The 19,307-nt window shown below is 35.8% G+C and carries 17 protein-coding genes; 10 read left to right on the top strand and 7 right to left on the bottom strand.

Annotated features, from left to right (window positions below):
* Window positions 1-53: 53 nt before the first annotated feature.
* Window positions 54-1,244 (bottom strand): M14 family metallopeptidase, encoded by a 1,191-nt coding sequence (locus FH508_RS23380; RefSeq protein WP_173479207.1) that lies wholly within the window; start codon window positions 1,242-1,244, stop codon window positions 54-56.
* Window positions 1,245-1,498: 254 nt separating this feature from the next.
* On the opposite strand from FH508_RS23380, the gene FH508_RS23375 reads away from it, so the two are divergent.
* Together FH508_RS23375 and FH508_RS23370 are read left to right on the top strand one after the other, a co-directional pair.
* Window positions 1,499-4,249, top strand: a complete 2,751-nt coding sequence (locus tag FH508_RS23375; protein ID WP_173479208.1) for an ATP-binding protein — start codon at window positions 1,499-1,501, stop codon at window positions 4,247-4,249.
* A gap of 6 nt (window positions 4,250-4,255) precedes the next feature.
* The gene (locus FH508_RS23370; protein WP_173479209.1) at window positions 4,256-5,113 is read left to right on the top strand and encodes a CheR family methyltransferase; all 858 of its coding nucleotides are present in this window, start codon (window positions 4,256-4,258) and stop codon (window positions 5,111-5,113) included.
* A gap of 98 nt (window positions 5,114-5,211) precedes the next feature.
* On the opposite strand, the gene FH508_RS23365 is transcribed toward FH508_RS23370, so the two are convergent.
* From FH508_RS23365 to psiE, 3 genes are all read right to left on the bottom strand, one after another.
* The gene (locus tag FH508_RS23365) at window positions 5,212-6,357 is read right to left on the bottom strand and encodes a SpoIIE family protein phosphatase (RefSeq protein ID WP_173479210.1); all 1,146 of its coding nucleotides are present in this window, start codon (window positions 6,355-6,357) and stop codon (window positions 5,212-5,214) included.
* 255 nt (window positions 6,358-6,612) lie between these two features.
* Window positions 6,613-7,650 carry a hypothetical protein gene (locus FH508_RS23360; protein ID WP_228134206.1) on the bottom strand — a complete coding sequence of 346 codons (1,038 nt, stop codon included), beginning with the start codon at window positions 7,648-7,650 and terminating at the stop codon, window positions 6,613-6,615.
* 571 nt (window positions 7,651-8,221) lie between these two features.
* The gene (gene psiE, locus FH508_RS23355; protein WP_173479211.1) at window positions 8,222-8,671 is read right to left on the bottom strand and encodes a phosphate-starvation-inducible protein PsiE; all 450 of its coding nucleotides are present in this window, start codon (window positions 8,669-8,671) and stop codon (window positions 8,222-8,224) included.
* Between the two features lie 263 nt (window positions 8,672-8,934).
* Between psiE and FH508_RS23350 the strand changes: the two genes are divergently transcribed.
* Entirely contained in the window at window positions 8,935-9,159 is a 225-nt protein-coding gene (locus FH508_RS23350) for a phosphate-starvation-inducible protein PsiE (RefSeq protein WP_173479212.1), read from the top strand.
* 174 nt (window positions 9,160-9,333) lie between these two features.
* Here the strand turns inward: FH508_RS23350 and guaC are convergent, their stop codons facing one another.
* Entirely contained in the window at window positions 9,334-10,317 is a 984-nt protein-coding gene (gene guaC, locus FH508_RS23345) for a GMP reductase (RefSeq protein ID WP_173479213.1), read from the bottom strand.
* Between the two features lie 291 nt (window positions 10,318-10,608).
* Between guaC and FH508_RS23340 the strand changes: the two genes are divergently transcribed.
* The gene (locus tag FH508_RS23340; RefSeq protein WP_139860512.1) at window positions 10,609-11,034 is read left to right on the top strand and encodes a VOC family protein; all 426 of its coding nucleotides are present in this window, start codon (window positions 10,609-10,611) and stop codon (window positions 11,032-11,034) included.
* Between the two features lie 50 nt (window positions 11,035-11,084).
* On the opposite strand, the gene FH508_RS23335 is transcribed toward FH508_RS23340, so the two are convergent.
* Window positions 11,085-13,034, bottom strand: a complete 1,950-nt coding sequence (locus tag FH508_RS23335) for a methyl-accepting chemotaxis protein (RefSeq protein ID WP_139860514.1) — start codon at window positions 13,032-13,034, stop codon at window positions 11,085-11,087.
* 227 nt (window positions 13,035-13,261) lie between these two features.
* Between FH508_RS23335 and FH508_RS23330 the strand changes: the two genes are divergently transcribed.
* The gene (locus FH508_RS23330; RefSeq protein WP_173479214.1) at window positions 13,262-13,636 is read left to right on the top strand and encodes a VOC family protein; all 375 of its coding nucleotides are present in this window, start codon (window positions 13,262-13,264) and stop codon (window positions 13,634-13,636) included.
* 159 nt (window positions 13,637-13,795) lie between these two features.
* Here the strand turns inward: FH508_RS23330 and FH508_RS23325 are convergent, their stop codons facing one another.
* Window positions 13,796-14,542: a hypothetical protein gene (locus FH508_RS23325; protein WP_173479215.1), complete on the bottom strand. Its 747-nt coding sequence runs from the start codon at window positions 14,540-14,542 to the stop codon at window positions 13,796-13,798.
* A 278-nt stretch (window positions 14,543-14,820) separates the two neighbouring features.
* Here FH508_RS23325 and FH508_RS23320 point away from each other — a divergent pair, with 278 nt between their 5' ends.
* The 5 genes from FH508_RS23320 to FH508_RS23300 all read left to right on the top strand — a co-directional run bounded on the left by FH508_RS23320 (window position 14,821) and on the right by FH508_RS23300 (window position 19,195).
* Complete coding sequence (locus FH508_RS23320) at window positions 14,821-15,987, top strand: acyl-CoA dehydrogenase family protein (RefSeq protein ID WP_173479216.1); 1,167 nt, start codon at window positions 14,821-14,823, stop codon at window positions 15,985-15,987.
* A gap of 32 nt (window positions 15,988-16,019) precedes the next feature.
* Window positions 16,020-16,889: a transporter substrate-binding domain-containing protein gene (locus tag FH508_RS23315; RefSeq protein WP_173479217.1), complete on the top strand. Its 870-nt coding sequence runs from the start codon at window positions 16,020-16,022 to the stop codon at window positions 16,887-16,889.
* Window positions 16,890-16,975: 86 nt separating this feature from the next.
* Complete coding sequence (locus FH508_RS23310; protein ID WP_228134205.1) at window positions 16,976-17,713, top strand: amino acid ABC transporter permease; 738 nt, start codon at window positions 16,976-16,978, stop codon at window positions 17,711-17,713.
* Window positions 17,714-17,725: 12 nt separating this feature from the next.
* Entirely contained in the window at window positions 17,726-18,427 is a 702-nt protein-coding gene (locus FH508_RS23305) for an amino acid ABC transporter permease (protein ID WP_139859594.1), read from the top strand.
* Window positions 18,428-18,439: 12 nt separating this feature from the next.
* Complete coding sequence (locus tag FH508_RS23300) at window positions 18,440-19,195, top strand: amino acid ABC transporter ATP-binding protein (protein WP_139859597.1); 756 nt, start codon at window positions 18,440-18,442, stop codon at window positions 19,193-19,195.
* Window positions 19,196-19,307 lie beyond the last annotated feature (112 nt).

Raw genomic sequence — 19,307 nt, 5'->3', positions numbered from 1 at the left:
GAAGGACAAGTATCCCGCATGTTCGGCTTTTGATGTTTAGAAGTATTTGATTGTCACAAATATAGGCCAGCTAGGAAAATCCCTAAAGCTTCCTCGTAAATCTCATCAAACTGACTGATTGGGAGCGGGTTCGTGCCGCTACCTAGTTCCACGGTAAACCCAGGTCTGCGCCAATCCTGTATGAACCAATCTTTATAGCCAGCGTAGCTATTGGCTGATTTAACAGGCTCATAGCCACTTACACGACTAAATTCCTCCACCATCGTTTGTGATTCAGGTGGTTCGAGATTTTCAAAACCCCAATAGATGACTTTACCTTGTGTATGGAAAGCTAAAACCCAAGCAAAATTGCTTTTCCTCGTTAAATCGGCCATGGCGATTGCTTCAGGCTGAGTTAACGGTGCTTCTCCTCCATAGTCTCGTGGTCCAGGTGATTGAGGATTACGGGCACTTTCTAGCTCCCATTTTGCAGGGAATTGGTCGTTTAAATCGACACCATTAATATTCGCCTTCCATCCAGAAAAATCTGTACTGTCATTGTTCCAAGTAATAAGTTTATTTTTAATTGCTTCATTATCTGGTGGGCCATTGAGAACTAAATTAACTCCATCGGGATTAACCATCGGTACGATAGAAAGTGTTGTTTGCTCGTAAAGGGGCCATGTGGAGAGCCCTCCAATGGTCGTTTGATTTGTTAGTGAGAGTAGATAATCGTTTAGGAATGTCATAATAATCGGTGTAGTAATCCATTCATTGGCATGAAATGAACCGTTGTAATGTATGCGCTTTGAGCCTTTACCAATAAGAATCTCGGGTATTGGACGCTCTAAAACGGAGTTGCCAATGGAGGCATTTTGAAGAAATGGGTAGGCAGCTAGTAGCTTTTCAATATCATTTATCATAATGTTGTAGTCGTAGTTTTGTTTACCGTTAACGAGCCGCCAAGTAAGCCTTTGAGGGACTTGGATTGTTTGGCCAATTTGCAGTCGATTTGGATGAACATCAGGATTTGCAAGCAAAATGGCATCGAGCTGTAGATTTTGACTTTGGGCAATTTGCCACAAAGAGTCTCCTTGTTTAATTGTATAGCCAGTTGTAACAAAACCAGGAATTCGAACGCGTTGTCCAACTTGAAGTCGTTGTGGGTTGATGTTTTGGTTGGAGTCTATAATTAGTTGAAGTGGTATCTTGTATAACTCGCTGAAATACCACAGTGAATCACCAGGCCTTACAAATATGTCCACAGTTATTCTCCCCTTATATTAAAATAATAAATAAGTGACAGGCACGGAAACAATTCTGAAAATAAACGCAGTGCGCGCGTAGGGAAATTTCGATTAATTAGATTAGCTGAAACTTCCTCTCTGTGGGGTTTTATGTATGGTTGTTCTAGGGAAAACAACTAGAGTTGGACTAAGTAAATTTAATCTGTTAATTTCAATTCCACCATTATACTGTTAATATAACAATATGACAGTAAAAAAAGTAGGGGGATTAAATGTATAAAAAGATAAAAATGGGTATACGTACCAAGATTATCCTCGGTTATGTAGTTATTATTCTTTGTTTACTTGCATCTGTGATTATATTAAATAATCAAATTACTTCCCTACAACAGGAAAGAAATCACATTATTAAATATGATTCACAAGTACAAACACTTACTAATCGTATTGAAAAATATATTTTAGATATGGAATCGAGCCAACGAGGCTATATGATTACCGGTGATTCGAGCTACTTAGAACCTTACAATAATGCCGAGGAAAATTGGAAGCTTGATTTTAATGAACTATATCAGCTATTAGAAGATAGGGGTAACCAACAGGAGAAGTTAGATGCTATTAAAGTAACGATTGAGCATTGGATTGCAACTTCTGGGGAACCGACAATAAGATTGAAAAAAGAAAATAATACGGAAGCATTAAATGAATTTTTCAAAGTAGACGTTGGTCGTAAAGATATGGAAACGATGCGCAATCAGTTTGATTCTTTCCGTTTAGACGAGAATACGTTAACACAAAGTAAGGCCAAGCAGCTGGATAAGAAAAATAGTAATTTAACATCTGGCTTGTTCGGCATACTAGTACTTGTATCTCTTATCTCAATCGTCATTGCTAGTGGGATTTCACGGTCAATTGTTAAAACAATGAAGGAAGTCACACAAACAATTAAAGTGATGGCGGCTTCTAAGGGAGACTATAAAACTAGAATTTATGTGAAAACTAACGATGAAATCAGTGATCTTGCAGACGCTACAAATGAGTTGCTGGATACATTTGAACGAAGAGAATGGTTGCAAGCCAATCTTGCTGAAATTGTGACTAAATATCAAGGTATTTCAGCTATTACGAAATTGGCGGAAACTTTCCTTTCCGAAATGTCGCACAAGACAGGGTCTTCATTTGGAGCATTTTATGTTAGGGAAATGCATAATGGCGATGTCCATTTTGTAAAGAAAGCAGCATTTGCAGATGCTGGAGATAATGTTGGGATAGAGAAATTTAAAATTGGACAAGGTTTAATTGGCCAATGTGCACAGGAAAAACGAGTTTTCATAAACAGTGATATTTCTCAGGATTATCGTTTAATAGGCACAGGCTTAGGAGAAGCGCCACCGAAGAGCATTTTTGTCTTCCCGATTATATTCGAGGATGAAGTGATAGCTGTCGTAGAATTAGCGACAATGACTAGCTACACAGCGCTACAGAAAGAATTAGTAAATCAAGTAATTGAAACATTTGGTCTAACGGTTAATAGCATTTTAGGCCGCATGGAAATTGTACGTTTACTAAATGAATCGAGAGCTATGACAGAGGAGTTACAAGTTCAATCTGAAGAGCTACAAACGCAATCGGAAGAATTACAAATGCAAACAGAAGAACTAACAATGATTAATGAACAGCTAGAGGAAAGAACAAAAGATGCTGAAATTAAAACACAAGAGTTAGAAAAAGCTAAAAAAGAATTAGAAGATAGTTCTGAGCAACTTGTATTACATTCTAATTATAAATCTCAATTTTTAGCTAATATGTCTCACGAATTACGAACACCATTGAATAGCATTTTAATATTATCTGAAATGTTATCTGAGAATGGTAATAATAATTTAACAGAAGAAGAAATGGAATTTGCGAGAGTTATTCATTCATCTGGTGAGGATTTACTCGTATTAATTAATGATATTTTAGATATATCAAAAGTCGAGGCTGGGAAAATTGAAATTATTTTCGACGAAGTGAACATGAGTGAAATGCCGACACAAATAGAGCAAATCTTTGCTCCAGTAGCAAAGAAAAAAAATCTAGAATTGCAAATATCGAAGGCAGCAAATGTTTCTGACATTTTCTATACAGATGAAAAGAGATTCCAGCAAGTTGTAAAAAATTTATTATCAAATGCATTAAAATTTACAGAACAAGGCTATGTGCATGTAGATATCAAGCAACTTGACCTTGAACAGTTATCAACGAATATGCAAGATGTAAGCTCGGAATGGCTTGAAATTACAGTAACTGACACAGGAATAGGTATTCCAAAGGACAAACATCAGTTAATCTTTGAATCATTCCAGCAAGCAGATGGTGCTACTGTAAGAAAATATGGTGGAACAGGGCTAGGTTTATCCATTTGTAGAGAGTTTGCAAAATTACTAGGTGGTTGGGTTTCATTACAAAGTGAAGAAGGAAAGGGCAGTAGCTTCTCGCTTACTATTCCAAGTTTACCGAATGGCTTAAATAATACGCCGACGATTGATTCTGCTATTGTCGAAGTAGTGGCTACTCTAGAAGCTCCTGAAGTAGTAGAAGAGCTACAGGAGCAAGAGGGTGAAAACGATCTTGTCTCTACACAGGAAGTTGATATGTTCCAAGGGAAAAATATATTAATTGTAGATGATGATTATCGCAATATTTATGCTTTGAAAGCAGCTCTTGAAAAGAGGGGCATGAATATTCTCGTTGCAAAAGATGGATTAGAATGTTTAGAGATTATGGAAACGAATAATAAAATAGATCTTATTCTCATGGATATCATGATGCCAAATATGGATGGATATGAAACGATGTCTATCATTCGAACAAAAATGAAGCTTACAGATTTACCTATTGTCGCTTTGACGGCGAAAGCAATGAAAACGGATCGTGATAAATCTTTAGAGGCGGGAGCTTCTGATTATATTAGTAAGCCATTAAATTTAGATCAATTAGAATCGGTATTACGCGTATGGCTAGTTTCTAAAGGGAGTTAGAACAGTATGGATAATCAATTCCAAAATTTTGAGCTAAAGCAGCAAATGAATAAGCATGCGAATATGGAAATTGAGTTACTACTCGAAGCAGTCTATCGTTTATCAGGTTTTGACTTTCGACAATATAATCAATCTTCTATTTCTCGTAGAATATACAATCGAATGAGGGTTAGTAATATTCCAACGATTTCTCGTGTACTGGAAAAGGTTATACACGAAGAAGATTTTTTGGAGCAGCTATTAAATGATTTTTCAATTAACGTAACGGAAATGTTTCGAAACCCTAGCTTCTTTAAAGCTTTCCGTAAAGAAGTTGTTCCTTATTTAAAGCAGTACCCAGAAATCCGAATATGGCATGCGGGATGTGCAACAGGTGAGGAAGTCTATTCAATGGCGATTTTACTTCAGGAAGAGGGACTAATAGATAGAGCGGTGATTTACGCAACAGATATGAATGAGCATGTGCTTGAGAAGGCAAAGAGGGGCGCATTCTCCATTAAGAAAATGCAAGCATATACAACAAATTATATGCTTGCAGGCGGGAGCCATGCTTTTTCAGAATACTATAAGACGGATTATCAATATGCCTATTTCCATCCTGAACTATTAAAAAACATTATTTTTGCACAACACAATTTAGTGACGGATCAATCATTTAATGAATTCCATGTAATTATATGTCGCAATGTATTAATTTACTTTTCTCCTGTATTACAAAGCCAAGTACATCATTTGTTTTACGAGAGCCTAAGTCCAAATGGCTTTTTATGCTTAGGAGATAAGGAGACGCTTCGCTGTGAAGCCATTATTTCGAACTATAAAGAGACTGTAGCCATTGAGAAAATTTATCAAAAGTTAGATTAATAAGTGAAAATAAAAAATCCGCTATACTTTCTACTTTGACATTGCTTTAATGCATGTCATTGGCAGAAGTGTATGCGGATTTTTGTATTTGTCGCTATCTAATTTAATGCCTGTGCTTGAATCATTAATACACACATATCGTCTGGTTGGTTTGTTTGTTTTTCTTTCGGAAGCAGGTTATCAATAAGACATTGCGTATAATTCCATTTACTGGATGTTAGCGTTTGCAAATGTTTTTCAGACTCTATTTCGCAAGGACCCATCGCCTCTAAAACACCATCAGTATATAAAACAATTTGTACATCTTTTTGATATTGGATAAATTGCTTTTCTACCTTAATTTCCTCAAAGAAACCGACAGCACAGCTTCCTTGATTTAAAGGAACTAATGTTTTTTCATCAACAAGAGCGTAGCCAGAAGGATGACCCGCATTTACGTATTCAATCATTTTTTGTTCAGTGTCAATCACTATGTAAATAGCTGTGAAGTAATGAATATTTTCTTCCTTAGCATTCTGTAACAGTGTCATATAACGGTTTAGTTCCTTTATAACCAGCTCAGGCTCCACGAGCTGTTTAACAGCTTCTCGTAGGACGGATGAAATAAACATACAAACAAGTGCAGCTGATATACCGTGACCCATCATATCAAGCAAAATGATGGCGTAGCGGTGATCATTAATTTTATACCAATAATACATATCGCCTGCTAAATTAGAGGATGGTAGATAGGAAACCTCTATTTGAATATTATCTTCATGTAAAGGTGCACTTAACAAACTGCGTTGTACATGTGTAGCTAAATCTAATTCATATTTGATTTTTGCTTCTTGTTTTGTATGCCAATCTAATTCAGCCTTCAATCGTAGGGCAACGCGAATTCTTGCAAGAAGTTCCGTCTTATTGATGGGTTTTGTAATATAATCGACCCCTCCGATATCGAGTGCTTCAGCCAGCTTGGTTTTATCTTCTAATGCTGTAACGAAAATAATTTGAATGTCTTTTAATTTTTCATTTTGTTTAATTCGTTTACAAGCTTCAATACCATCCACTTCAGGCATCATAATATCTAAAAGTATTAACTCTACTGAACTACCTGCTGGATTTTTAGCATCTAATTGAAGATAGTCAAAAAGTTCATAAGCTGATGAAAGAGAAACACAGTTTTCATAGCCTGCATTCTTTAAAATTTTTTCAATTACGAATAGATTGACTTGATTGTCATCTACAAGAAGAATTGTCATAGTTTATTTCCCCTTATTCTGCTTGAACGTTGATGAAGTGCAGATTATAAATTGTATTAAAAATACTCTTAATATCATTATTATACAAAACATTAGATAATAACGGTATTTTAATGAAATTAAGGTATATATTACTAGGTATTAAGTTTGCGTTATTATGTTATAGAGGGGACTATGTTTTTCATAGGTGAAAGTCGTCAATGGAAGAGAAATAATAACAACTAAACTTATACCCTATTTCATCGATTCTCTAACCTATTTTTTAAAAAAAGTTTCATTTTTATTTGATTTAGCCCTCTTAAAACCACTATAAATATCAAAAGCACTTGCTAGAATGGTAATAACAATACAAACGAACAGTATACGGTCTAATGTTACCATAATCTTTGTAGATGTGGTTTCCATAATAGCTGCCATATATGGTATAGCTGCACTATGAATAAGGTCAGGCTGGTTTGCCATGACTATAAAAACAATGGTGCCGAAACATTGAAGAAGTGCACTTGTGACGGCAATTGGCATGGTCCATTGCCGAACCTTCCATCTATATAGAGTTAAGGCAAAACTTAATACAATCCAACATAAAATAATGGGTTTAAAGGACAAAAGGGTATCTTGATTAAAAATGGGCATGACAAATTTTAAGCCAATTCTGTCATCAGATGAGTAAATTCCGATAAGACGAGAAGCGTTAAAATATATGAAAGAAAAAAAGGCTATACCTAAAAAGCTAAATATAATATCACTTAGGGGTATGTTATTGCTTTTGGAGCTTACGATAACTTTGTTTAAATCTTCAGGTGTCCATTCTTTGCTCCTTGTAATAAATGGAATTTGAATATTAGTGGCACTATAGCGCTCGGCTATAATAAATGTAATCGTAACCCAAAAAAGTACGTGTAACACTACGCCAATAACGCTGACAATTGTTGTAGTAAATGCTTTGATAATTGTAGTCAAAAATATTCCTTGTTCTGGAAATGAAAAAACACTACTTACAAGGTGAACAATTAATGTAATAAGGATTGCCCAGGGAATAATCAATTTCATTGTCTGAATGTAAGTATTGTATAATTCAGGACCAATTAAATATTTTGGGCCATTTTGATAGTTCACAGCAAGTTTTGCAGGGTCTCCAAGCTTCATTAGCACTTCTTTAACTTCTAATTCTGAATAATGATCTGGTAACATATCCTCAATTGTCGATTTTAGCTCAAGCTCAATCGCATTTCGCTTATTTTTCGCAATCCTTCTCGTCACTTCATAAATATAGGCATCAATTAGATTCAGCATTTTCATCCTCCTCAAGTAATGTATATAGCTCTTACAACATCGTTAGAAGTTAAATAAAGACAGAGCTATACATACTGTTACATAATCTTTTGGGGCAAACTTCGATACTGTGCTTGTTTTACAGCGTAATGTATAGAGAGTGATAATTTGTCGTTAAAGAATGCATGCGGCTTGAGAGGCAAGCGCATTATTTATGGTACTTTCCTTTTATCATACAGTATTAAAAGTCCTGTGGTAATATATGTTATTAATAGATGCGTAAAATAATGTAAAAGCAAAGGGACTAAACCAAAATTATTTTGGAAAACAGGAGGGGTAAATGCGAATGGTAACGAAATTACTTCAGGAAGATGACATTTTAAAGGATGTAAATATGTGATGGGCACCTATCCAGGGCGAGAGAAAGCGTCCCAGAACGATTAATATCAGCAATGAGCTGCTATTGACTACTATGGTCTATGGGATCATTAGGTGGTGTAGGCAAGTTGCCGTTGACTTATTACATAGCCGTTGAACAACCGTATTTTGTCGCTGATAATTGACAGCCTTTTAATAATAGGAGAGGAACTTTCTACTCCTTTTTAAAAAGAATCGATGATCGAACAGGTCTTTCTAATGGAGTAATATTGATAATGAAATAGCTAATAATTAAAATTAAAATAATAAGCGAATAGATTAAAGTATTAATAGGATGATCATGCTCCACAATAATCAATCGAATCATGGCAGTTATGCCAATATAAATAAAGTATCTTAAAGGGAAATGATAGTCCTCTTTAAAGTACTTAATAATCATCGTAATAAATTCAAAATACAAGAAGAAAATTAAAATATTTGCGAGGAAAAGTTTATAATCACCAGTACCATCTGCTAATAAGATGTGTAGAAATTCAATTAGTTCTTTCATAAGCAGGAAGGCTAATATAAGAGCTAATAATACAAGGCATACGTTAAGAAATAATTGTAAAGTTTTTGGCACAGCTTTCACAAGTTGCATATACGTATAATGCTTTTGGTTCATGCTATTCCTCCATTTACTTATTTAAAAATAATATTTATTTTATAGAATATGAAAAAAACATTATAAAGAGAATGGTGACTGTCAGAATAATTGTTACTATTTCGTGTATTTTGTTCATACTATAAAATATAACATGACAACGTAAACATGGAATGTGTAAACTGTAAATTACTGTATAGTATTGTAAAAGAAAGTTTTTAAAAAAATTAGGCGGTATGCTAAAATAGATGTGCATGAATATAAAATAAAAGGGGTTTTTTTAAATGGCAAATGCAGCAAAAAATGATGCGAAAATTACACCAGAGCGTTTAGAAGAAGCGTTAGATGTTCGTGACCGTCTTATTATTGAATTATTAGTAAAAGTACTTGACGAGAAATTAGTCATTGAGCGTCCTGTATTACGTGAGCGCTTAGGTAACCTTGTTGACCTTTCTAAGTATGATGCAGAGTTAAAAGAAACTTTGCATGCAGTAATCAACAAGCTGTAAAAATTATTTCTGACTGTAGACAAATTCAAAGCAATTTGAGTTTGCCTATAGTCTTTTTTTATCCTAATGGTGAACCACCGTTCCTCTATAAAAAAAACAAAATACCTCGAAAGTAGAGCTTCCGAGATATTTTGTCTATTTAAGTGTTTTTGCAAAACAGATGTTTAAAAAATCTTAATATACTTTATCGCCGTTAAAAATTGAATTCTTGACGATGACATAATCTACATTTCGAATAGCTTCTAGCTTAGTACCACCTGCATAAGAAATAGAAGATTGAAGGTCTTGTTGCATTTCAGTTAACGTATCTTGTAGGCTACCTTTATGTTCTACAAACATTTTTTTACCTTCAACATTTTTCTTCTCACCTTTTTGGAATTCAGAAGCAGAGCCGAAGTATTCTTTTACTAATTTACCATCGATTTCGATTGTTTCACCTGGTGATTCTTCGTGACCTGCAAATAAAGAGCCAATCATAACCATTGAAGCACCGAAACGAACAGATTTAGCAATATCACCATTTGTGCGGATACCGCCGTCAGCAATAATCGGTTTAGTTGCCGCTTTTGCACACCAGCGTAATGCTGCTAGCTGCCAGCCACCAGTACCAAAGCCTGTTTTGATTTTTGTAATACAAACTTTACCTGGTCCAATACCGACTTTAGTAGCGTCAGCACCAGCGTTTTCAAGTTCACGCACAGCTTCAGGTGTACCAACATTACCAGCAATAACAAAGCTGTTTGGTAAATGTTTTTTAATATGCTGAATCATACGAATGACAGCGTTTGAATGACCATGTGCAATATCAATTGTAATAAATTCAGGAACTAAACTGGCAGTTGCTAACTCTTCTACAAATGCATATTCCTCTTCTTTTACACCAACACTGATCGAAGCGATTAAACCACGATTTTGCATATCCTTAATGAATTGAATACGTGTTTCTGGATTAAAGCGGTGCATGATATAGAAGTAACCGTTTTCAGCTAGTTTAGCTGCAATATTTTCATCAATAATAGTCTGCATATTTGCAGGAACTACAGGTAATTTAAATTTATGTCCACCTAAAGTAACAGATGTATCACATTGTGATCTACTTTCTACAATACATTTTGCGGGAATTAGTTGAATATCCTCATAGTCAAATACGTTATCCATTATATACACTCCTAAAATACGAATATTTTTAAATGTTTAATTTAAATTGTTCGCCATTTGGTAATTTACATGATTTTTAAGTAAAAGTCAAAGATTTTATCAAAATAAATAAAAAATATGTAGGAGGAGACAAGAAAGTATCAAAAACATAGAAAATCGCAAACATTTTAATAAGTATAATATGTAATTGAAAAAGTAAAACTATACAGGATTTCACATGATAGGACTAGCTTATCGTTCGTAATCTAAGTACAATATAATTGTTTCAGAAAATTCAAAGGAGTGGTGGAATTGGCGGTAGAGGTGTATTTAATTTTTAATGGCAATTGTCGTGAGGCTGTATCATTTTATGAAAATGTGTTTAATACGGACAAGGCTGAAATTATGACATTTGGCGATTCACCAAGTGATCCAAGTTATCCATTACCAGAAGAAGCAAAAAATCTCGTTATGCATACGCGATTATCCATTTTAGGAAGCACGGTAATGTTTTCTGATACATTCCCAGGTTCACCATTTACAATAGGCAACAACGTCACATTAGCTGTTGTGTCTGATGATGAAGCTCAATTACGACAAGCATTTGAGGGCCTTAAAGAAGGTGGCAAAGTAACGATGGAACTACAAGAAACATTTTGGAGTAAATGTTATGGGTCTCTAACTGATAAATATGGAATTGAATGGCAGATTAGCCATGAAGAAAAAGCTAAATCATGATATAAAAAGCACGATGAACAGAGGGTAACCTTTGATCATCGTGCTATTTTTTAATATTTAAAACGGTTTACATAGCTTTGCAATTCGTCTGCCATATCGAGTAAAGCTTTTGCAGCTGCAGTCATTTCCTGCATTGAGGATAATGTTTGCTCAGTTGAGGCGGCAACTTCCTCTGAAGCCGCAGCATTAAGTTTAGCATGGTCGGTTAACTCAATAGCCGTTGCTGAAACTTCCTCCACTACGGCAGAAATTTCTTGCGTGGAAGCTGAGATACCCTCCATTTTTGGTGCAATATTACGTAAACTGTCAGTAATGCTAGCGAATTTTTTGCTTGTGTCTTCGGATAACTGTAACCCTTCTTGTACATCTGAAGATGCTTTAACCATCGTTTCCACAGATTTAGCAGTATCTTGCTGAATACCAGTAATAAGCGAAGAAATTTGCTCTGCTGATTGATGTGATTGCTCTGCTAATTTTCTTACTTCATCGGCCACTACAGCAAAGCCTTTACCCTGTTCACCTGCTCTAGCAGCTTCAATAGCAGCATTAAGAGCTAGTAAATTCGTTTGATCAGAAATAGCACTTATAATTTCTAAAATGGAACCAATCTCTTTCGAACGATCGTAAAGTGACTTAATCATTCTGTCTGATTGTGCAACCGATTCATTAATGGAATTCATTTGGTTGACAGTGCGTTCAACAGATTGACCACCTTCTTCTGCCTGTACAATAGCGGTGCTAGACAGATCTGTCACTTGCATAGCGCTATCGGCCACTTCCACAATGCCTTGTGCAATTTCCTCAATAGAAATAGCATTTTGGTCACTACCTGTTGTCTGGCTTTCTGCACTAATTGCTACTTGTTGCATTGCCTGTGCAACTTGCTCTGAAGAAGCAATATTTTGCTCTGCATGCGCAGATAATCCGTGTGCAGATGCTTGCACATGTTGGACGCTTCGATCAACATTGCGAATAAGCTTTTTCAAATTAACTTTCATTGAAACGAAAGCCTCTCCAAGCTGTCCAATTTCATCCTTAGAATGTATTTCGATAAATTCTGTTAAATCGCCTTCGCTAATTTTAATCGCGCTATGCTTTAGTCGATTAATCGGATTCACAATGGATTTAATCATCAGAAGCATAAACACAACGCCGACAATAATTGAAATAACAATAATGATTAAGTTGATATTAAAGGTTGAAGCGGCAGCTTTTGTTGCTTCAGCTGAAAACATTGTACCAACAAGCTTCCAACCTGTTAGTTCATTGGTAATAAATTGTAGCTGACGATCCTTTTCAACAATTGTGCCACTATCTTGCTCATAAATTTTTGAAATATAGCTTTCGTTAGCTTGTGAACCACTTTCTTTATCATGTTGAGAAATATATGTTTTGTTGTTATCTAAAAGTGAGGCAAAGCCCGTTTTCCCGATGTGAATATCATTAGTAATATCACTAAGTGTCGATATATTGAGATCTAATCCAATAACACCGGAGCCATCTGGTAAAGCTTGTGTAATCGTAATAACCATAGCACCTGATGCTTGAGAAATATAAGGTGGTGTAATGGCGATTTGCCCTTTATTACTTAATGCTTGGGTATACCAAGGTCTTGTACGTGGGTCAAAGTCACTTTGGTATTGTTGTGCAGGCTCATCTATAATGTTTCCTTCACTCGTGCCGAGGTAGACAAGCTCGACCTCTGGGTGCATATTTACGTATTCTTGTAATAGCGATTTAAGCTCTGGAACTTTACTTTCTTGTAAAAAAGATTGGTTAATTTTCTTAGTGAAATATTGGATGTCTTCAATCTTTGGTTTAATCGTACCTGTAATATTCGTATCAAGCATTCGAATACTTTCGGTTGCACTTGCTTGCTGTTCCTTAGAAATTTGCTTCTCCGCACTTTGGTATGAAATGATACCAATGATTAATGTAGGGATGAGAAGTATTGCTAAGAATGAAAAAATGAGCTTTTTTCGTAAACTTAGTTTTGTCACGTTTGTTATCCTCACTATAATATTATTGTTCTATACATTTCCCAAGAAGGTAAATAATAGATGACTAGCTCATTTTAACAAAAAAAAAACAAAAGTTAAGTCTTTATCAGTATTTATTTTATTAAGATAATTAAGAAAATCTCAAAAATTCATTAAAAATCATGGCTACTAAAGACATATAAATTATCATTTGATGTATACTATTGTTCAAAAGGGAGGGTTTTGTCATGATTCAACAAATTGGACAAGTAATGCTATATGTAAATGATCAAGATGCAGCGGTAGCGTTTTGGACTGAGAAAATTGGCTTTGTAGTAGTAGCGGACAATAAGGAGGGAGAAATGCGCTGGATTGAAATTGCTCCAAAAAAAGGCGTACAAACGACCTTCGTTCTACACAACAAAGAAATGATTGCTAAAATGGAACCCGAATTAAATTTAGGAACACCTTCTATAATGTTTTACGCCGACAATATAACGGAGATGTATCAAGATTTCCAAACGAAAGGCATTAAAGTGGGGGACTTAGTTATGATGCCAATGGGGAGAGTCTTTAACTTCGCCGATAACGAAAATAATTACTTCGCTTTAGTTGAAAAATAATATTTAGAGCCATTAAAATGTTCTATAAAAATAAAAATCCGCTTTGCTTTCTGTTGAACATAGCGTAAGACTGCCTTTGTTTTTCTCAAAAGGCTTTTGTTTTATGCTTTGTTCGCAGAAATGTATGCGGACTTTTTAGTTTATAGCGCTATTCACTTTTTATGCTAAATCTTCGCCAAATATGGAAACCGTTTGACGATCAACTACAAATTCTTGACCGTTCCATTTTAAGATGTTTTCAACATAGCCTAATCCATCTGCATGATATCTGCCTGCAATTTCCTGATAGGCTAATAGTTGATATGTTCCATCACGAGCATAATCAACAGGGTATAAACCACTAATAGGATCAACCCAGCCTTCAATCGGTTGCTTTAACGTGCCATCTTTATTATAAATTTCCGCTAAATAATCAGGTCCTTTATAACTTAAATCAAGAATATATCGTTTTTTAGGATTTGTGCTACTGACAGACGCTTTATAGTTATTTAAATAATTGACGGAGTAAGTTAGCTTATTATTAAATGACTCGGTATCAAATATTGAAAGTAATGTTCCGTTTCTCGAGGAAAAAATCTCGCCATTAATTATCCCACCACTGCCACCAGTATCAGAAATAACAAGAATATCTTCTATATGATCCCCTGTAAGATCGCCTAGAAAAATCGTAGGGTTATATCCAACGTTTTGTTTCAGCGCAATTTGTTGGAATTGTCTTGTTTGTCCGTAAAAAACAACAAGTGTCACATTACGCCATAACGGACTGTCTGTCGTCTTAGTACCCATTAAAAAAACCGTATCAAAAAAGCCATCACCATTTATATCTCCAAATTTCGTTTGAATAATTTGAGGAGCTATATGTGTAATGTTTACAGTACTTGGAGACGGATTAATATTTCTGGTCATTTATACACCTCTTTCTTAGTGTTAGCATATGTTTTAAATACAGCTTGGTGCATAAAATAAAGGGCTGAAATAAGGAGAAAGCAAAACCCTATAATTCTTACAAAAAAACTTGTAATTAACCATTGACAATTAAAGATGTTGAACGTATCATAATGTCAATGAATCAGAAAATTCAGTACTAAAGTGGTCTCACTACAAATGTAGGTGGAGATTTTTTTTCAACATTAATCCTTAGTAAATATATATGTTTTATATAATTTAGGAAGAAGGAGATTTTCTTGAAAGAGTTATTTATTAAAACTGAGCGCCAGCATTACTGGTTGGAGCAGCTTGCAACAATTGCGGAGCCAATTAAATCTGAGGCTGTAGCAGTCGATGAGCAATCGCGCTTTCCATTTGAGGCACATAAGCTACTATTACAGATCGGCTATCCAAAACTAACATTACCGAAAGAATATGGCGGAGAGGGATTATCTGTTTACGATATGATACTCGTTCAAGAAACGCTAGCTAGCTACGACGAAAACGCCTCTCTTTCACTAGGATGGACACTTGGCGTTGTTGGCGAAATATATGACAAGAAACTATGGACAGACGATATTCTCCAAGCGTTTGCCTTGGAAGTACAAAAAGGTGCCATTATAAATCGAGCGGTCAGTGAATTAGCAACTGGTAGTCCGACACGAGGTGGTCGCCCTGGTACTACAGCTGTATCTACAGATAATGGCTGGTTATTAAATGGCCGTAAAATATTTACGACTGCTTCACCTGTACTCGATTATTTTTTAACTTCTGCTTGGATTGAAGAAAAGGGACAAATCGGCTTCTTCCTTATTCATAAAGATGTAACGGGGCTATCCATTGTAGAAAACTGGGAAATGTCTGCAATGCGTGGCACAAGCAGTCATGATTTAGTGTTAGAGAATGTCGTTGTCCCTAAAAACTATTTAGTAGAATTGCCGAATCATCCAAGTGGCGGCAAAATTAATGGCTGGATTTTACATATTCCAGCAACTTATTTAGGGATTGCACAGGCCGCTCGTGACTATGCGTTACATTTTGCTAATCATCATCAACCAAATAGCTTAAATGCCCCAATTAGTACATTACCTAATGTACAGCAGCTATTAGGTGATATTGAATTAAAGCTTCATCAGGCACGCTTTGTACTTTATGGAGTAGCAGAGGCTTATGATGATCCAGCTAGACGCGCTACTTTAACGAATGAGATGGCGGTTGCAAAGCACACGGTGACAAATCTCGCGATTGATATTGTAGATAAAGCGATGCGTGTCGTCGGAGCAAAAAGTTTGCAGCTTACGAATCCACTACAGCGCTATTATCGCAATGTGCGTGCAGGGTTACATAACCCACCAATGGATGATATGACAATTATAAAACTAGCAACAGCTGCTATTGAGCAGCAGAAACTAAAGGAACAATAATAAAATTACTTGAGATTAAGGGGAAATGACATATGTTCAAACAAAAGAAAAAATTATTTCAATTTGCCGCAGTCGGGTTAGCTTCTCTTGCTATTTTAGCAGGTTGCAGTTCTGGCGAAGCATCTAAAAATGAAACAGAAGATGGGGTTAAAGTTCGTACTGTAAAAGTAGCTTACGATCAAGCTTCTAAGCCAATTAGCTATATTGACGATAAGGGCAATCCAACTGGATATGATGTGGAAGTAATGAAGCTAGTAGATGAATTATTACCTGAATACAAGTTTGAATACGTAGGAACTACAAGTGATGATTTACTAATTGGTGTAGAGCAAGGGAAATACCAAGTAGGTGTAAAAAATGCATTCTTTACACAGGAGCGAACTGAAAAGTTTATTTTCCCAAAAGAGTTTTTAGGGTTAAGTAGTGCAGGTTTGGTGCTACGTAAAGAAGATGAAGGTATAAAAACATTGTCAGATTTTGCAACGAAGGGCTATTCACTAGCGCCAATCGCTGCTAACAATGCACAGTATACAATTATTGATGAGTACAACAAAGCCAATCCAACTAACGAAGTTAAATTACAAGCTGGTGATGCATTCACTGTTGATGTTGTGCAATGGGTAAATGAAGGTCGCGTTGATGGTGGCGTCATGATTGAAGGGCCATTTAAACAGCAAGTATTAGCCGATGATGGGGCTTATCATAACTTAAAAGATGAAGTTGTTTACAACGAATTTGCAGTGATTAAAACATGGCCACTGTTCAATAAAAAAGAGCAAGAATTTGCAGATGCTTACGATAAAGCGGTTGCCCAAATTAAGGAGCAAAAGAAAACAAGTGAATTAAGTAAAGAATTTTATGGCCGTGATTTATTTGAAGTGTTAGAAAACGTTAATCGATAACTTTTTTAAAGGCTGCCTGAGTCAACATACTCAGCAGTCTTTCTTAATAAACGGAGAATGAAGGTGTTGTTTCATAGCAGCCTTTAGTGAAGACATTTTATAAAGTTGGTGAGGAAATGGAGAAGTATTTTGATGCATCGTACATTTGGAACGCTATTCCCTTATTATTGCCGTTTTTAAAAATCACCTTTTTAGTTGCTGGTTCTTCTATTGTATTAGGTACATTTTTCGGCTTAATATTAGCTGCTGCAAAGTTAAGTTCAAAGAAAGTGTTACAAAAAATAGCGAATTTGTATACAACGATTATGCGTTGTACGCCGTCTATCGTTCTATTATTTCTTGTATATTACGGCGTACCTGCATTAGCGGAAAATATCGGTTTAAATCTTCATTCGATAGAAACAGCGTTCTTTGTAGTCGTAACATTCACATTGCAGTTTGCTGCAATTATGTCAGAAGTCATTAGATCAGCATATTTGGCAATTAACAAGGGGCAGTATGAAGCGGCTGTCAGCGTAGGGTTAACACCATTCCAAGCATATCGCCGTATTATTTTCCCACAAGCACTTGTTATTGCATTGCCGAACTTTGGGAATGGGATGATTGCGTTATTACAAGAGGGAGCATTAGCTTACACAATCGGGTTAATCGATATTGTCGGGAAAGCGAATTTAATTATAGCGAGTAATATCAATGCGCATGCACTAGAAATATATATTGCACTTGCGATTGTCTATTGGGTACTATCGATTGTTATTGAAAAATTCTTTGCTATGTTGGAAAAGTTTTTTGGCAAGGGAAAAAGAACGTTAGAAACGACGTAAGGAGGCGTAATCATGAACTATCAATTTTTAGTTGAAACCTTTTTTGTGGCATTATCTGGTGTACCGATCGCACTCCTTGTAACAGTCGTTGCGTTGCTCGTTGCCCTACCACTGGGATTTTTATTAGCGCTAACACGCATTAACAAAATTCCAATCATTCATCATCTAGCAAAAATTTATGTATCCTTTGTTCGAGGTACTCCGATTATTATTCAGATTTTCATTATTTATAGTAGCATTCCACTCTTACTAAAAATGATTTTTGAAAAATATCATATTACTTACGATATTTATAAAATCAATCCGATTTGGTATGCGTTCATTGTCTTTGCTTTTAGTACAACAGCAATTTTAATAGAGGTATTCCGCTCGGCGTTAAGTACTATTGAAAAGGGCCAGTTGGAGGCAGCGCATGCGGTCGGTTTAACGACATTTCAAGCCTATCGGCGAATTATTATTCCACAAGCTCTAGTAGTAGCAATGCCGAATATTTGTACAGCCACAGTGAATTTAATAAAAGCGACGTCATTGGGCTATGCCATGTCATTGCCCGAAATAACACTGAAGGCTAAAGTTGCTGCCAATGTTGGCTACAATTATGTGGAAGCATATCTTGATATTTTCATAGTGTATTTAATTTTATGTAGTACGGTTGAATACTTATTTAAGCGGTACGAGAAACATTTGAGCAAATACAAAATGGCAAATGCCTAAGGGGTGATATTCATGTTACAAATCAAAAATATTCATAAATCATTTGGCAACAATGAAATTTTAAAAGGTGTAGACTTATCGATTGATAAAGGGGATGTAGTCGTAATTTTGGGTCCGAGTGGCTCAGGTAAAACGACATTACTGCGGTGCATTAACTTTTTGGAAAAGGCCGATCAAGGGCATGCGACATTTGGAAATATTGATGTGGATTTTCAAAATGTAAAGAAGAAGGATGTTCATGCTATTCGACAACGTGTCGCTTTTGTATTCCAAAATTACAACCTTTTTACGAATAAAACAGCTTTAGAAAATGTTACAGAAGGGCTTGTTATTGGTCGGAAAATAGCAAAGGCAGAGGCCATTGAAATCGGCAAAAAAGCGCTCGATAAAGTGGGGTTATCGGAAAAATATGATGCTTATCCAAGTCAGTTATCAGGTGGTCAACAGCAGCGTGTTGGTATAGCTCGTGCAGTTGCCTTGAATCCAGATATTATTTTGTTTGATGAACCGACATCTGCGCTTGATCCAGAGTTAGTAGGAGAAGTCTTGACCGTTATGAAAAACATTGCAAAAGAGGGCACTACAATGCTTGTTGTAACGCATGAGATGGGCTTTGCAAAGGATGTAGCAAACCGCGTTATTTTTATGGACGGTGGTGTTGTTGTGGAAGAGGGAAGCCCACATGATATATTCGTTAGTCCGAAAGAGGAGCGCACGAAAAAGTTTTTAAAGCGTGTAACACCAGAGGACTATACGTTTTATATTTAAGGTTCTGTACTAGGGAGTCTAGTTAAACGTCTTATAGTGGCAGAGATGTGGCTCCCATCGTTGTATATCTCTTTTCGACCGATTATTGAGTTTTTTGATTGTCAATGCTCAA

The sequence above is a fragment of the Lysinibacillus sp. CD3-6 genome, assembly GCF_006351725.2.
Taxonomy (GTDB): Bacteria; Bacillota; Bacilli; order Bacillales_A; family Planococcaceae; genus Lysinibacillus.
Note: the sequence above shows the minus strand (reverse complement) of the source record. Positions and strands in the feature narration are given on the sequence as shown.

Coding starts and splice junctions, on each gene's coding strand:
- FH508_RS23365 (WP_173479210.1), bottom strand. CDS start 6,357: ATGACAATTCTTCTTGTAGATGACAATCAAGTCAATCTATTCGTAATT.
- FH508_RS23350 (WP_173479212.1), top strand. CDS start 8,935: ATGGCAAATGCAGCAAAAAATGATGCGAAAATTACACCAGAGCGTTTA.
- FH508_RS23300 (WP_139859597.1), top strand. CDS start 18,440: ATGTTACAAATCAAAAATATTCATAAATCATTTGGCAACAATGAAATT.
- FH508_RS23325 (WP_173479215.1), bottom strand. CDS start 14,542: ATGACCAGAAATATTAATCCGTCTCCAAGTACTGTAAACATTACACAT.
- psiE (WP_173479211.1), bottom strand. CDS start 8,671: ATGAACCAAAAGCATTATACGTATATGCAACTTGTGAAAGCTGTGCCA.
- FH508_RS23375 (WP_173479208.1), top strand. CDS start 1,499: ATGTATAAAAAGATAAAAATGGGTATACGTACCAAGATTATCCTCGGT.
- FH508_RS23370 (WP_173479209.1), top strand. CDS start 4,256: ATGGATAATCAATTCCAAAATTTTGAGCTAAAGCAGCAAATGAATAAG.
- FH508_RS23360 (WP_228134206.1), bottom strand. CDS start 7,650: ATGCTGAATCTAATTGATGCCTATATTTATGAAGTGACGAGAAGGATT.
- FH508_RS23330 (WP_173479214.1), top strand. CDS start 13,262: ATGATTCAACAAATTGGACAAGTAATGCTATATGTAAATGATCAAGAT.
- FH508_RS23305 (WP_139859594.1), top strand. CDS start 17,726: ATGAACTATCAATTTTTAGTTGAAACCTTTTTTGTGGCATTATCTGGT.
- FH508_RS23315 (WP_173479217.1), top strand. CDS start 16,020: ATGTTCAAACAAAAGAAAAAATTATTTCAATTTGCCGCAGTCGGGTTA.
- guaC (WP_173479213.1), bottom strand. CDS start 10,317: ATGGATAACGTATTTGACTATGAGGATATTCAACTAATTCCCGCAAAA.